This window comes from Secundilactobacillus silagei JCM 19001 (assembly GCF_002217945.1).
Classification (GTDB): Bacteria; Bacillota; Bacilli; order Lactobacillales; family Lactobacillaceae; genus Secundilactobacillus; species Secundilactobacillus silagei.
The window spans coordinates 66,687-81,317 of the sequence record NZ_BCMG01000005.1 but is presented as its reverse complement, the minus strand read 5'-3'; the positions used below and the strand labels follow the sequence as shown (position 1 = coordinate 81,317).

Below are 14,631 nucleotides of genomic sequence, written 5' to 3'. Positions count from 1 at the left end.
ATCATTTAAAAGAAGGCTGACAGAAATCCCGGGTTTGGATTTATGTTAAAGTTCGCTTACATGCAGCTATCTGCCTTGCTGAACACGTTTCGGCTGAGAAGCCGAAAACAGTAGCCATTATTTACAGGTATCACATTTAATTAACCAACCAGGCTTTAAAAAACCAATCAAAAATATAGGAGGATACACAGATGAAGAAATTTGGGTTCAAGAAACTCGCCTTGTTCTTAGGAATTGCAGCTAGTTTAACGTTGGTCTTAAGCGGTTGCGGCAGTAGCAGTAAGAGCAGCAAATCGGCCAGTTCGAGCAGCAATAATCCCAGCACGGTTCAACAGATCAAGAAGCGTGGGACGATTCGAATCGCGGTCTTCGGCGATCTGCCACCATACGGCTGGGTCAACAAGCAGGGTCAACGAGTCGGTTATGATTTGACGTTAGCACGGCAAATTGCCAAGGATCTTAAGGTTAAGCCGAAATTTGTGCAGGTCAATGCTAATAACCGAGTGGATGCATTGAACTCCAATAAAGTTGATTTAGTTTTGGCGAACTTCACCGTGACGCCGCAGCGGAAACAAGTGATTGACTTTGCGTCACCATACATGAAGGTTTCTGTGGGCGTGGTATCACCGAAGTCTAAGCCGGTGACCAAGGTCAGTCAGCTGCAAAACAAGAGTTTGATCGTCACTAAGGGGACCACTGCTGAAAACTACTTCACGACAAAGCAGCAAAACGTCAACCTGTTGAAGTTTGATTCTAAGACGCAGCAGTTTAACGCCTTAAAGAACAATCGTGGGGTCGCTTTAGCGGATGATAATTCTTACCTTTACGCCTGGGTTAAGAACCAGCCGAAGTTTACCGTTGGCATTAAGTCCATCGGTCCTAAGCAATACATTGCGCCAGCCGTTAAGAAGGGTAACAAGTCCCTTTTGAACTGGACGAATAAGGATATCAAGAAGTTGAACAATAATGGTTTCTTTGAAAAAGATTACAATTCACAATTGAAGCCATACTTCGGTAAAGAAGTTCGACCATCAGATATTGTGATTAAATAAAGTAAGTTATTAAGTTACAAATAAAGGCTTATCACCCGAATCCTTGTAAAATGACAAGAATTCGGGTGATAAGCCTTTTTATTTGATCTTTTAGTAGCAATAAAAACCCGCTACTGATTAAGTAGCGGGCATCGCATCTTCGTTATTAACTGTCTAGTGGTGAGCAGAACGTGATTTACGAGCGGCCCGTTTACGGTTTTCTTCAAACCGTTCTTCTTCGTCTTCGATGGGCTCAACAACCTTTTTCTTAAACGATAAAGCGGCACCAGCGACTGCACCGACTGTAGCGACTGCGCCAAATAAAAATCCCTTGACAAAATGTTTCATTGTTAAAGACCCCCTAACAGGTTAAAATATGATTGATTACCTACATTATGCAGGTTTTAGGCTTGAATTTCCAGTAATTAACAAAATTATAACGGAGTGATAAACGTGAAGAAAGTATTGGCCATTATTGGGCCGACAGCGGTGGGCAAGACCGCGCTATCTTTGGAACTGGCAGCCAAATTTCAAGGGGAGATTATCTCTGGGGACTCCATGCAGGTCTACCGGGGGTTAGATATTGGGACGGCTAAGATCATGCCCGCAGAACGGCAACACATCCCGCATTATTTAATTGATATTCGCAATATCGATGAACGGTATTCCGTGGCTGATTTTGTGGCGGAAAGCAGGCGGTTAATTGACGACATTTCTGCGCGGGGCGGTTTGCCCATGATCGTGGGAGGAACCGGATTTTACCTGAAAGCGCTGCTCTACGACATGAACCTGGGCGGCGATCATTTTGAACAATCCAAACAAGTTAGAAATAAATGGCATGACTACGCCACGGTGCATGGTCAACAGGCACTGTGGGATCAGTTAAATGAGATCGATCCGGACGCTGCTTGCAAGATTCCGGTCACAAACGAACGCAGAGTGGTCCGGGCACTAGAGGTGTATGAACGGACGGGAACCCTGTTTTCGAAGCAGCAAACGACGCTGCAACCCAGATACGATGCCTATGTGATTGGCCTGAATACCGATCGCGCCAAGGTATACGAACGGATCAATCAGCGAGTCGACCAAATGCTGTCGATGGGCTTACTGGAAGAAGCCCGCAAACTGTATGAAGCAGGCGGTGAACAGTGGCAGTCCGGTAAGGGAATTGGTTATCGGGAACTCTTCCCCTACTTTAAGGATGATATTTCAAAAGCATCAGCGATTGAAAAAATCAAACAGGATACTAGGCACTACGCCAAACGGCAGTTGACCTGGTTTCGGCACCAGATTCCGGTCCATTGGTACGATATTATCGCTGATCCAACCCCAAAGGAAGCCATTGGTACGGCGGTTTCAGCCTGGTTAGAAAAATGATGTAATAAAACATGACATGAAGTGTTGACAGGCAAACGAATAGTGGTATGATTAAACTTGTTAGAGGGAGGTGAGTGTAATGGCAGAAAAAGAACTACAGCGATCCAAGTCAGTTTTGCCAATTGGTACGGTCATGAAGTTAACTGATCTTTCGGCCCGTCAGATTCGTTATTATGAGGAACAGGAGCTGGTGATTCCGCAACGAACGGAAGGTAACCGGCGGATGTATTCACTAAACGATATTGATAAGCTGCTTGAAATCAAAGATTATTTAAATGATGGCATCAACATGGCAGGCATCAAAGCAATTTATGCCCAACAAAAGAAACGTCAAAATGAACTGAAAAACGATTCGTTGACTGATAACGATGTTCGTCGAATCTTACATGATGAATTTTTGAATATTAGTGGACTTGAACCTAATTCTGGGACTTCATTACATTCACAGCGCCCCCTTAAGTAACATTATTGCTGACTATTAACACAATCTATCATTCAAGGAGCGATTTTATGCCAAAACACGATTACAGCAAAGACGATATTCGTCAAATGGCCAAAGACGAGGATGTTCAATTCTTACGGCTGATGTTTACGGATCTGTTTGGAACAATCAAAAACGTTGAAGTACCAATTTCTCAATTGGAAAAGTTACTTGATAACAAATTAATGTTTGATGGTTCTTCAATCGACGGCTTTGTCCGCATTGAAGAAAGTGACATGTACCTTTATCCTGATCTTTCAACCTGGATGATTTTCCCTTGGAGCAGTGATCGTGGTAAAATCGCCCGTGTTATTTGTGAAGTTTATACACCAGATAACAAGCCATTTGAAGGCGATCCACGAAACAACTTGATCCGGGTCCTCGGTGATATGCGTAAAGCTGGGTTTACTGATTTCAACATTGGACCAGAACCAGAATTCTTCCTATTTAAGATGGATGATAAGGGTAAGCCAACAATGGACTTAAATGACCAAGGCTCATACTTCGATATGGCCCCGATGGATTTGGGTGAAAATTGCCGGCGTGAAATTGTGTTAACCTTGGAAGACATGGGCTTTGATGTTGAAGCTGCCCACCATGAAGTGGCACCAGGCCAACACGAAATTGATTTCAAGTATGCTGATGCCTTGCACGCTGCTGATAACATTCAAACCTTTAAGCTGGTGGTTAAGACGGTTGCCCGTAAGTTTGGGTTATACGCAACCTTCATGCCAAAGCCTTTGACTGGTATCAATGGTTCCGGGATGCATTTGAACATGTCACTCTTCCATGACAAGGGGAATGCCTTCTACGATGAAAAGGGTGATCTGCAGTTATCACAAACTGCCTACTACTTCTTGGGTGGTCTATTGAAACATGCTCGTAGCTTTACTGCTATCTGCAACCCAACTGTTAACTCATACAAGCGGTTAGTTCCCGGTTACGAAGCACCCGTTTACGTTGCTTGGTCTGGTTCCAACCGGTCACCATTGATCCGGGTACCAAGTTCTCGTGGTTTATCAACCCGTCTTGAACTCCGGAGTGTTGACCCAACCGCTAACCCATACCTCGCCATTGCTGCTGTTTTGGAAGCTGGCCTGGACGGCTTGAATAATAAGATGGTGCCTGAAGAATCCGTTGATCGTAACATTTACCGGATGGATGATAAGGAACGTCGCGAAAGCCACATTACCAACTTACCAGATACCTTGCACAACGCATTGAAAGACTTGTCTGCTGATGAAGTCATGCGCAAAGCAATGGGTCCGCATCTATATGCCAGCTTCATTGAAGCTAAGAATTTGGAATATGATGCTTACCGTACCCAAGTTTCTAAGTGGGAACGCGATCAATACCTCGAACAATACTAAACTTTTAAACTGAATTTAATAATAGCCTGCTGACCAGTCATTTGACTAATCGGCAGGCTATTTATTTTGGTTAAAATGACTATCAAAACGTTACGGTAATCACGCTGTGTTGAGTGTGGGGAATGATTCAGATTTCCTTTAAATCTCAACTTTTTCTTTAAAACCGCTTTATTAATCTTAAATTATCATTTAAGATTAAACTATGTACAGTGAGAAATAACAATCGAGGGATAATTAAATGCCGAATAATAATGAAGATACAACGCAAGAAGTTACGCCAGGCCAGGCTCAGCTTGACTCATCTATCACCCAAAAAATTAACTATTTGCAGACCCTTCAATCAGCACTCCACGACCATGATGATCGTCAGATTTACGAGCTGATCGATAAGACCCGTTATGAGCGGGAAGTTAAGAAGTCGCGTTCAACAACTAAAACGCAGGAATTAGCAGACTTAGTGGCTGATGATCATGAACAATTGAGCCATTACTTAAGCGAAAAGCTGATCGATTACCTCGGACAAACCTATCCTTTCTTCTACTATGATGAAGTTAAGGACGGCGAATTTGACATTTACTTTGGTAATTGGTGGGATCGCCGTAAATTTGGTAAATTGGACGTTTTAAACGTGGCTTTTAAGTTTGATGAAACCGAATATAACAAGCTTAAGCGGGCTTTTGAGCTCGATGCGCTCAATCAGCGATATAACACAGAAAACATCGCTGATATCACCGCTAATAGTGCTGAACTGCAAAAACTGATCGAAGGCCAGGATGAACGTGACCACGAAAAGGAAAAGCTCAGACAGCAATTGAAAGAAGTCAGTCAAAAAAGCACGTTGCCTTGGGATTCTGGTAAGGTCAAAGAAGAACGCCAAGGGATTGTCGATCAGCTGTCGAAATTAGCAGATGACGATGAAGAAGCGATTAATGCTAACAAAAAGATCAAGGAAAATGATGAAAAGATTCTGAGCTTGTCAAAAGAAGATACGATTTTAACCTACGAAAAACAAAGTATCCAGCAAAAATTTGAAGACTTTTCACACTTTGAATCACATAATCAGAGTTTGTATACGGATTACCTGACAAATTTAATTGGTAAAGGGCAGGTGAAGGCTGATGATTAATGAGAACGATCCATCAACGCTAAGTACTAGCGGACGGTTATTATCCTATAATAATGCGGTCAAAGAGGGATTAAAGACTGGTCAGCAATTCACCGAACTCATGGACCAATTGATCAACACGAAGGATCCTAAAAAATTGGTTGAAGCAGCTCAAACACTGTCCGTTTTTGAGCTTGATAGTGATTATGTCACGTTTCCGCATCAGTACAATAACGCGGACTACTACCTAATCTTTATGAGCCGTTTATTGGAGCTGCATGACCAAGGTGAAGCCATTACCTTGGAATCTCACGAAGATGATCAGCACCTGACTCAGCAGATCGCCGCGTTGGGTGATCTCGGGGTGTTTGCGTTTGTCGGTGCTAATGATTCTAATGGCGGGGTCTATTATCAGGACCGGGTCACGAATGAGACACTCTTTTATTTAAACCTTTCACGACGGATGATGCGGTTCAATAGCAGTGCCATTACGAAGCTATTTGTTGAGACGTATGCCGACAAGATCGAAAAGGATCAATTACTGACGGCGACTGATTTGTTAATTGCATTTGGCCAGGCCCTTAAAACCGACTTCGGCTTTGATGTGGACTTCAACTTGTTAGATACAAATAATAATGAATTTTACGAATTTGCCACTAGTAACTTGGGCAGTGAAGTGGTTGATAAATTATTCGTGGCTGCAGCACAGGAAAACTATATGCTGAAGCACGATAAGGATGGTGCTGTTTTGGAACTGGCACCGGACCTAACGCTTAAAATTGCGAGCCACAACGCCAATGGCGGGGCAGCTTGGGGTCTTTACGTGACCGATAAAGACCAGTCAGTATCCTGGTTTAAGGTCTTGCTAGAATATCCGTTCTTGCGTAAATGGTACCTTGAAAATATTGGTGATTTACAGATTCGTTCCGACAGCTTAGTTTTTTAGAGGTGACATTTTGACATTAGATTTAGCAAATTTACTACAAACCGCTATTCAGCGGCGGAATCAATATAACTATGACCATCAAGTTGCAGTGAGCCCAGAAGAGGGGCTACGGGTCGACTACGTTGCACTCAGTGTCTCTTTGGCTCACTTGTCTGACCTGATGGGCTGGTTTAAGCTGGGGCAAAAAAAGCCGGCTGTGTCGTCTGAGGACTTGTTAAAAGCGTATATTGAAGTGATCGATCATACGTTTCAGGTAGCCGCCAGACAAACTTGGTCGCACTTAATTGTGATGAAGCCAGAAGACTTGGATAAATTAGCTCATAAAGCACCAGCTAAAAGCCCGAGTCAACAATATTTGGCGATTTCGCACTTCCTCGACCAATCGTTTTTTGATCGGCAGCAGGCTGCTTTTCGGCACGCTTGGCATTTGATCTTAAAGTTCGGTCTTGTGGATCTTAAGTTTACTGAAACTCAAATTCAAGATGCTTATTTGAATGAATAGGCTGACTGAACAAAGGCCCCGTTTATCATTTGTGATAAACGGGGCCTTTTGTGTAAAATATAAAAGCAATTAGCTAATGTGTAGTAATTTGAAAAATAGCTGCAAGTAAGAGTGCTTTGGTGCGGTAACAAGGTGTTTCGATTGTGCACGTTGACGGCTTGCGCTGAGATACAATTCCCATACGCCTGCAAATAGAAACAAGCCAATAATAAATGAAATAAAAATCATCGCAATGCCTCCCCATAAAAGATTTCAATTACGTTACAGTTACATTATCGTTTTGTGACGAAAAATTTGCAAGTAATTTTATCAAAAAAATTTGAGAATACAAATAATTCATTGCGTAGCACAGAAAGCCCTTACATTAATAGATGTATGGCTCAATAAGGGATGATAAAAGACTTTAAACGAATTGCTTAGATGGGGGGAAACTAGCCACCTTTTAACACCCAAAAAGGGCAAAAAAAATTCCAAGTTAGCTAAGAGACAGCTACTTGGAAATGATCTGATTAATCTAGTGCGGCAAGAGAGGTTCGAACCCTCGACCTACGGTTTAGAAGACCGTTGCTCTATCCAGCTGAGCTATTGCCGCATAACAATAAAACAACATGTATAATTATATGTGAATTTGGGGGTTAAGTCAATTCAAAAAGTGGGTTTAAACACCTTAAACTAATATCTATTCGAAATTGGAAATTACAATTAAAAAAAACTTAGCTGTTTGGTCTAAAATGAACCAAAATTTTTAATGATTATGGTAAATTAATGAAAAAATAGATAACTTTTCTCATCATTTAGCTCTTTACAATTGAAATATCTCACTAGCACTGATAAAATTAGTGCGAACCAATTAATTAAAATTGAAAGCGCTTGTGGAGGAGTACATTTAATTTTAATGAGATTATTAATCAAATTGGTGAATAGGCATAAAAGATTTTCGGTGAAATGTTCAATGGAGGTTGTCATTTTCATTAAAGGATGGGGTGTGCGTAATGAGTAGAATGATTGAGATGAAAGGCAAGCAGTTTGGTCGCTTGACGGTAATTCGTCAGAATGGACAAGATCCCAAGAACGCTGATTTGCTGTGGGAATGCCGGTGCAGCTGCGGTAAGATCGTTACCGTGGATGGTGCTCGGCTTCGCGGTGGTTACGTGAGAAGTTGCGGTTGTTTACGCCGGGAACTAGCCCATGAACGTTACAGTCAAAACGAAGGGTTCACCAAAAATATGGGGAATCCAGCAAATCTGCGGAATAGTGATGGCATTATGGTTTCTTCTTTAAAAGAATCACCACGTAATACTTTTGGCGTCGTTGGCGTGTCATATGATAAGACAACGAATCGCTGGCTGGCGCGGTTAATGTATGGCGGTCACTATGTCTTACTGAAGAGTTTTGATAATAAAGCAGAAGCCATTGATGCCCGTAAAGAAGCTGAAAAATTATACTGGCACAGGACTACTACTAAAACGGCTAAACAAGTCGTGGGGTAGTTTATTGAAAGGGAGCACTGGATAAAATCCAGTACTCCCTTTTTTTGATACTTTTAATGGCTAAATTTAACAGCTGTTCCGTAGGCGGCTACCGACTGCATATCAGTGCCGATCGAACCTGAATCAAACCGCATCATGACCACGGCATCCGCTCCCATTTTAACAGCGTTTTGTCTTAACCGTTCAATAGCCGTGTCCCGAGACTCCACCAGCATTTTCGTGTAATCCTTGATTTCACCACCAACGATGTTCTTCAGCCCAGCACCAATGTTGCGCACGACGTTTTTGGATTGCGTGGTCAGGCCGAATACCTCGCCAATAATTTCGTATTCCTGACCGGGAATCTTTTCGGTCGTCGTCACAATAATTTCTGACATGATAATAACCTCCCTTGGTTTGCGTTCAGTTTAGCATGTTACACCTAATTAAGCGACAAATGATCACGGGAAAACCTTGGTGACCTCACCAGCGGGAATCGAGCGGTGCTGGTGAGTCGTTGCGTCAACGATGACTAACTGACCTAACTGATTGATATCAGTCACTGTACCGGTGATCACCGAACGGCCCAGCTGCAGCTGAATTCGGTGATCCATTAACATGAGGTGGCGTTTATAGTCACTTAAAAATTTGAGATTGGTATAGGTAAAACATGACTGGTAGAGCTGGCTGATCAGCGTGATGAAAAATTGTTGCCGAATCGTTTCAGAAGGTGCGGCAGTCAGGAGATTACCAGCTGTTTTTTGAATCTCGTTCGGGAAATTTTGCTGGAACAGATTGATCCCAATACCAATAATAATTGCATTATGGGCGCCTTGTTCAACTAGGATGCCGGCAATTTTACGGTCATGCAGGTAAATATCGTTGACCCATTTGACGTCGACGGTGAGGTTAAAACAGGTTTGAATGGCGCTCACCGTGGCCATTGCGAGACTGGTTGTAAATAGACCAACTTTAGGGGCGCTAATTAACAGGTTGGGCATGATCAAAGTGGTATAGAGTCCGCCATTAGCAGCGGAGTAAAAGGGCCGGGAAAATTTGCCCACACCGGCTGTTTGCTGGTCCGCCCACACCACACAAGGCGTTTGGTACGCGGTATGCTCACAGAGCTGTTTGGCGTATTGGTTAGTCGAACCAATCGTTGCAAAATGCAGTAAGCTGAGCTTGGCGTCAGTTTGAGTATTTAACGCGTTTTCGATATCGTTATCATCCATTCTCTGACCCCCAGTATGTGATAAGACTAGCATACATGATTTAAGCTAAATTTCAAGAAGTAGTTTGATACTCAAACTACTAGGCCTTTAATATTTCTTAAATAATTAGCTTCAATGCTGGGTAGAGACGGGCTAGAAGCGGTTCGTTCTAGAAAATTACTTGACAGCGACTCTTAGTTTAGAATATGATACTGCCATCAAATACTTTGATGTTTGAAATAGTTTTGAAGGAGGTGTCTTGCGTCATATGCAATTAACTTCTCAAGAGATTCAGGCGCTGATTCCTAACCGGTTTCCGATTTTTTACATGGATGGGGTCAAAGAACTAGTGGCTGGTGAATCAATTACAGCAATCAAGAACGTGACTGCGGATGAGAGCTTTGTGAATGGTTTTCGTCCCGGTGAGTACGTGATGCCGCCAGCGCTGATCGTTGAATCATTGGCACAGGCGGCGTCAATTCTGATTTTAAAGTCACCAGCGTTTGCGCATAAAACGGCTTACCTTGGTGGCATTTCCAAAGCTGAATTTCTAAAAGATGTTCATGCTGCAGATCAGTTAGCATTGAAAGTCAAAATGAGAAAGCAGCGCGACAATATGGGCGTTGTGTCCTGCAAAGCTGTGGTCAACGAAGAAGTGGTTTTAACGGCGGAACTGTTGTTTATTGTTGAGCCCGAAGCACCCGTGCGTTGACGGCCTATATCCTCACTGCTATTATTTTGATGTTAGAACTATTTGAGAATCAAAATGGGTGGTGAACACATGGATTACGCGACAGCTAAACGGATCAATCAATTATTAACAACGGTTTATGGCGACATTGTGCGGGTGGAAGAATTAGCGCTCAGGCAGAGCCAGTTCAAAGATATTTCCATCAAAGAAGTACACGCTGTGGACGCCATTTCAATGTACGAACATAAAACCACGTCGCAGGTGGCCCGTGAATTACGGATCACGCCTGGGACGCTGACGACCATGGTCAATCATTTAGTCAGAAAAGATTACGTGCAGCGAATCAGAAGTGACGATGATCGTCGTTTTGTCCGACTGGGGCTGACGCGGCGAGGACGGCTGATCTACCGCGCGCACGAATCTTTTCACCGCAAGATGGTTGAAAGTTTTGCGAAAGATATGGATGACGAACAACTGCAGATTATTGAAAAAGCGCTCTTGAATCTAGAAGCGTTTCTGGAGTTCGCCGATCCAACTCCAAAGAAGTGAGGGGTGATTTAATGACAGGTATTCAAATTGTCCAGAGTGCCAGTGCAGTACCGGCGCGTACGGTTGTAAACGACGAGCTGAATGCCTATATGGAGACCTCAGACGACTGGATCACCACACGAACCGGGATCAAACAGCGACACGTTTCTACTGGACAGACGACCAGTGACCTGTGTACGTCAGTTGCACGGAAGTTGTTGCAGCAAGCTGGTTGGCAGGCGGCAGACTTGGATTTTATCATTGTGGCGACCATGTCACCAGATTATCTGACACCCGCCACAGCAGCTATTGTCCAGGGCAGAATTGGGGCGAAAAAAGCCTTTGCCTTTGATTTAAGCGCTGCCTGCTCCGGCTTTATCTACGGCTTAAAAGTTGCCGAGGGACTGTTGCAGGTTACTGGCAGTCGCGGCATGCTGATTGGCGGCGAAGTGTTATCTAAATTGGTCGATTGGCACGAACGCTCAACCGCAGTTTTGTTTGGCGACGGTGCCGCGGGGGTTTTGCTGAAAAATGAGCCGTCACAGATATCAGCTTTTCTGGCAACTGATCTGCAGACCTTTGGGGAGCTTAGTGACCGACTAACAGCTGGTTATCAGCCAGTGAATTCGGTCTTTGCAACGGATACAACGGCGGCCCACCAGAAATATTTTGAAATGGATGGCCGGGCGGTGTATAAATTTGCTACTCACGAGGTCCCGGCATCGATCGAACGGGCGCTCCAAAAAGCTGGCCCATTAGTTCAGGGCATTGACTATTTTATCTTGCATCAGGCTAATCAACGCATCATTGACCAAATCGCTAAGCGGCTGAACCAGCCCAGTGATAAGTTTTTATCAAACGTGGCTGCATATGGCAATACTTCGGCTGCCAGCGTGCCTATTTTACTAGCTGAAGCGATTCAAGCTGGGGTGATCAAGCGCGGTCAAACGATCGTACTGAGTGGTTTTGGTGGCGGGCTGACCGTCGGCACGCAAGTAATCAAATACTAAAATAAATGACAATGAAGGAGTTTAATATCATGACTAACGACGAAATCTTTTCTAAAGTACAGGCAATTATTGTGGATCAAACGGGTGAAGATAAGCAAAAGGTCACGTTGACGACGAACATCAAAGAAGACTTAGATGCTGATAGTCTAGACATTTTTGAAGTTATTAACGAAATTGAAGATGAGTTTGATATCAAGATCGAAACTGAAGAGGGGATTGAAACCGTCTCTGATCTGGTGACCTTCGTTGAAAAGCAATTAGCTCAGGAGCAGAAATAAGTGAGACCTTTAGATCCATTTATGCAGTCATTAGGATTAAAATATCCCATTTTTCAGGGCGGTATGGCATGGGTCGCAGATGGCCGGTTAGCAGCAGCGGTTTCCAACGCTGGCGGATTAGGCATCATTGGTGCGGGTCATGCTTCCGGTGAAGTGGTCGAAGGGGAAATTAAACGGGCTAGAGCACTGACAGACCGGCCCTTTGGCGTGAACGTCATGCTGCTGTCACCGCACGTTGACGATGTCGTAAAAGTTATTTTAAGCGCCCATGACAGCATTACGGTGGTGACAACGGGTGCTGGTGATCCGTCCAAGTACCTGCCTGAATTCAAAGCGGCCAACATTAAAGTGATTCCCGTTGTCGGCTCAGTTGCTTTAGCCAAACGGATGGCTCGAGTGGGAGCTGATGCAGTGGTTGCTGAAGGCATGGAGTCGGGGGGCCACATTGGTAAGCTCACCACCATGGCGTTAGTTCCCCAAGTAGTTGATGCCATTAACATTCCGGTAATCGCTGCTGGCGGAATTGGTGATGGCCGTGGTTTGGCAGCCGCGTTTATGCTGGGGGCGATTGGGGGTCAAATGGGCACGCGGTTTTTAGTGGCCACTGAATCCAAAGTCCATCCCACCTATAAAGAAGCGGTGCTCAAAGCTAAGGACATCGATACCATGATCACGGGTGAATTTGCCGGGCACCCAGCTCGAGTGTTAAAAAATCCCATGGCTAAACGCTTTGTTAGGCTTGAGAAGACGGAAGCAGCCAAGGCTGACCCGGACTTTAGCGAAGTTGAGGAAATCGGTAACGGTGCTTTACGCAACGCCGTGTTAACTGGTGACCGCGAGAATGGGGCTTACATGGCAGGTCAGGTGGCAGGCATGGTCAGACAGGCCCAGCCGGCAGCAGAAATTTTAGCTGACGTTTATCAGCAGGCAACGCAATTGATGGGTGGTGTCTAACTTGAAAATCGGGTTATTATTTAGCGGCCAAGGGTCACAAAAGACCGGTATGGGTATGGATCTGTATCAGCAAAACCAGACTTATAAGGCGGCCATTGACCAGGCCAGTCAAACGCTGGAACTGGATCTGCCCAAACTTTACTTTGATGCGGGTCATGCTGAACAGTTGTCTGAAACCCGGTACGCCCAAGCGGCCATTGTGGCGATGAGCTGGGCGCTTTATAAAACGGTTCAGCCGCAATTACCAGCCGTTGTGGCGGGTATCGGGCTGAGCTTAGGTGAGTATAGTGCTTTAGCTGCCAGTGGTTGTGTTGACATTGATGATGCCTTGCGACTAGTTAAATTACGTGGCGAACTGATGCAGCAAGCCAGTGATGCCAAACCCAGCAAGATGGTGGCCATCATGAACACGCCATTATCAGTGATTCAGGCGGCTTGTGATGCGGCTACCGTAAAAGGAATCGTGGCGATTGCCAATATCAATACGCCAAAACAAGTTGTGATCGGCGGTGAAACTGCTGCCGTAGACGCAGCGGTTACTGACCTTCAGTCACAGGGGGTGAGACGAATGGTGCCACTAAACGTTAGCGGGGCCTTTCATACACCATTGATGCAGCCGGCTCAGGAAAGCCTGCAAGCCGCTCTAGCCAAGGTCAACTGGTCGCAAGGAACATTTCCGGTGATCAGCACGACCACTGGAGCACCGTTTGACCCTAATGAGCTGACGGTGACACTTACGCAGCAGCTGGTTTCCACCACCCGGTTCACGGATGCGATTCAACAGCTGCAGGGTCAAGTTGATGCGGTCATCGAGCTGGGTCCTGGTAAAACGTTGATGGGGTTTGCTCGCAAAACGGTTAAGGGGATTGATTATTATCACATTGATGATCTGGCTTCCCTTGATAAAACGTTAGCGGCATTAAGGAGTGAATAGTCAAGTTGAGATTAACGGATAAAACGGTTTTAGTGACAGGCAGTACGCAGGGCATTGGACTGGCCATCGCGCAGGCGTTTGCCAAACAGGGTGCCAACGTGGTGGTCAATGGCCGCCACGCTGTTTCACAGACGGTGATCGATTCGATTCAGGCTGAAAACGTGTCTTGCTGGGACCTTTCAGCAGATATTACTGACCCTGACGCGGTTCAAACAATGATTGATGCTATTTATGAAAAAGCGGGTCGCCTAGACGTTGTGGTGAATAATGCCGGTGTCGTCAATGACAAACTGCTTAACCGGATGAGCGAAACGGACTTTAGTCAGGTAGTCAACACGAATCTGACCGGGACGTTTAACGTGATCAAGGCCTGTTTACGGCCAATGTATAAAGCCCGCAGCGGTGCCTTTATCAACATGGCCAGTGTGATTGGGCTTACCGGCAACGTCGGTCAGGCAAATTACGCGGCCAGTAAAGCTGGCGTTATTGGCCTGACTAAATCAGTGGCCAAAGAGGCAGCTATGCGTGGTATCCGATGCAATGCGATTGCGCCCGGGATGATCGACACGGCCATGACGGCTCAGCTGGCGGATAGAGTCAAGACTGGCATTTTGCAGCAGATTCCGCTTAAACGGCTGGGATCGACGGCTGAAGTTGCCCAGACAGCGATCTTTTTAGCCGAAAACGACTATATTACGGGTCAGACCATTACCGTTGATGGCGGTTTGACCATGCAGTAAGGAG

Annotated in this window: 18 protein-coding genes and 1 tRNA gene; 15 read left to right on the top strand and 4 right to left on the bottom strand. The window is 44.9% G+C overall.

All coding sequences use genetic code 11. The annotated features are described in order from the left end of the window. Window positions 1-191 precede the first annotated feature (191 nt). The gene (locus tag CES79_RS05990; protein WP_054655045.1) at window positions 192-1,052 is read left to right on the top strand and encodes a transporter substrate-binding domain-containing protein; all 861 of its coding nucleotides are present in this window, start codon (window positions 192-194) and stop codon (window positions 1,050-1,052) included. A 153-nt stretch (window positions 1,053-1,205) separates the two neighbouring features. Here CES79_RS05990 and CES79_RS05985 read toward each other — a convergent pair whose 3' ends face one another. After that, complete coding sequence (locus tag CES79_RS05985; protein ID WP_089136611.1) at window positions 1,206-1,379, bottom strand: DUF3042 family protein; 174 nt, start codon at window positions 1,377-1,379, stop codon at window positions 1,206-1,208. 105 nt (window positions 1,380-1,484) lie between these two features. Here CES79_RS05985 and miaA point away from each other — a divergent pair, with 105 nt between their 5' ends. The 6 genes from miaA (at window position 1,485) to CES79_RS05955 (ending at window position 6,812) form a co-directional block, all read left to right on the top strand. Continuing rightward, window positions 1,485-2,408 carry a tRNA (adenosine(37)-N6)-dimethylallyltransferase MiaA gene (gene miaA / locus CES79_RS05980; protein WP_089136610.1) on the top strand — a complete coding sequence of 308 codons (924 nt, stop codon included), beginning with the start codon at window positions 1,485-1,487 and terminating at the stop codon, window positions 2,406-2,408. A 79-nt stretch (window positions 2,409-2,487) separates the two neighbouring features. After that, complete coding sequence (locus CES79_RS05975; protein ID WP_054655047.1) at window positions 2,488-2,871, top strand: MerR family transcriptional regulator; 384 nt, start codon at window positions 2,488-2,490, stop codon at window positions 2,869-2,871. 47 nt (window positions 2,872-2,918) lie between these two features. Further along, window positions 2,919-4,259 carry a type I glutamate--ammonia ligase gene (gene glnA / locus CES79_RS05970; RefSeq protein WP_054655049.1) on the top strand — a complete coding sequence of 447 codons (1,341 nt, stop codon included), beginning with the start codon at window positions 2,919-2,921 and terminating at the stop codon, window positions 4,257-4,259. A 238-nt stretch (window positions 4,260-4,497) separates the two neighbouring features. Next, window positions 4,498-5,385: an exonuclease SbcC gene (locus CES79_RS05965; protein ID WP_089136609.1), complete on the top strand. Its 888-nt coding sequence runs from the start codon at window positions 4,498-4,500 to the stop codon at window positions 5,383-5,385. Continuing rightward, on the top strand, window positions 5,378-6,310 hold the full coding sequence (locus tag CES79_RS05960) for a hypothetical protein (protein ID WP_089136608.1): 933 nt from the start codon (window positions 5,378-5,380) through the stop codon (window positions 6,308-6,310). The genes CES79_RS05965 and CES79_RS05960 overlap by 8 nt, the downstream gene beginning before the upstream one ends. 10 nt (window positions 6,311-6,320) lie before the next feature. After that, window positions 6,321-6,812, top strand: a complete 492-nt coding sequence (locus tag CES79_RS05955; RefSeq protein WP_089136607.1) for a hypothetical protein — start codon at window positions 6,321-6,323, stop codon at window positions 6,810-6,812. Window positions 6,813-7,330: 518 nt separating this feature from the next. Here the strand turns inward: CES79_RS05955 and CES79_RS05950 are convergent. Continuing rightward, window positions 7,331-7,404 (bottom strand) — tRNA-Arg (locus CES79_RS05950). A gap of 400 nt (window positions 7,405-7,804) precedes the next feature. On the opposite strand from CES79_RS05950, the gene CES79_RS05945 reads away from it, so the two are divergent. Beyond that, on the top strand, window positions 7,805-8,302 hold the full coding sequence (locus tag CES79_RS05945; RefSeq protein WP_054655057.1) for an AP2 domain-containing protein: 498 nt from the start codon (window positions 7,805-7,807) through the stop codon (window positions 8,300-8,302). Window positions 8,303-8,355: 53 nt separating this feature from the next. Here CES79_RS05945 and CES79_RS05940 read toward each other — a convergent pair whose 3' ends face one another. Together CES79_RS05940 and CES79_RS05935 are read right to left on the bottom strand one after the other, a co-directional pair. Continuing rightward, entirely contained in the window at window positions 8,356-8,679 is a 324-nt protein-coding gene (locus CES79_RS05940) for a heavy metal-binding domain-containing protein (protein WP_054655060.1), read from the bottom strand. 63 nt (window positions 8,680-8,742) lie between these two features. Next, window positions 8,743-9,513: a biotin--[acetyl-CoA-carboxylase] ligase gene (locus tag CES79_RS05935; RefSeq protein WP_159459467.1), complete on the bottom strand. Its 771-nt coding sequence runs from the start codon at window positions 9,511-9,513 to the stop codon at window positions 8,743-8,745. Between the two features lie 247 nt (window positions 9,514-9,760). On the opposite strand from CES79_RS05935, the gene fabZ reads away from it, so the two are divergent. From fabZ to fabG, 7 genes are all read left to right on the top strand, one after another. Beyond that, a complete protein-coding gene (gene fabZ, locus CES79_RS05930) occupies window positions 9,761-10,204 on the top strand; it encodes a 3-hydroxyacyl-ACP dehydratase FabZ (RefSeq protein WP_089136605.1) in 444 nt (147 codons plus the stop codon). Window positions 10,205-10,273: 69 nt separating this feature from the next. Further along, on the top strand, window positions 10,274-10,732 hold the full coding sequence (locus tag CES79_RS05925; protein WP_089136666.1) for a MarR family winged helix-turn-helix transcriptional regulator: 459 nt from the start codon (window positions 10,274-10,276) through the stop codon (window positions 10,730-10,732). A gap of 11 nt (window positions 10,733-10,743) precedes the next feature. Further along, a complete protein-coding gene (locus tag CES79_RS05920; protein ID WP_089136604.1) occupies window positions 10,744-11,721 on the top strand; it encodes a beta-ketoacyl-ACP synthase III in 978 nt (325 codons plus the stop codon). Window positions 11,722-11,750: 29 nt separating this feature from the next. Further along, a complete protein-coding gene (locus tag CES79_RS05915) occupies window positions 11,751-11,999 on the top strand; it encodes an acyl carrier protein (RefSeq protein ID WP_054655064.1) in 249 nt (82 codons plus the stop codon). A 21-nt stretch (window positions 12,000-12,020) separates the two neighbouring features. Beyond that, complete coding sequence (locus CES79_RS05910; RefSeq protein WP_054655098.1) at window positions 12,021-12,953, top strand: nitronate monooxygenase; 933 nt, start codon at window positions 12,021-12,023, stop codon at window positions 12,951-12,953. A 1-nt stretch (window position 12,954) separates the two neighbouring features. Beyond that, window positions 12,955-13,887, top strand: a complete 933-nt coding sequence (locus tag CES79_RS05905; RefSeq protein WP_054655066.1) for an ACP S-malonyltransferase — start codon at window positions 12,955-12,957, stop codon at window positions 13,885-13,887. A 5-nt stretch (window positions 13,888-13,892) separates the two neighbouring features. After that, complete coding sequence (fabG, locus tag CES79_RS05900; protein WP_054655067.1) at window positions 13,893-14,627, top strand: 3-oxoacyl-[acyl-carrier-protein] reductase; 735 nt, start codon at window positions 13,893-13,895, stop codon at window positions 14,625-14,627. Window positions 14,628-14,631 lie beyond the last annotated feature (4 nt).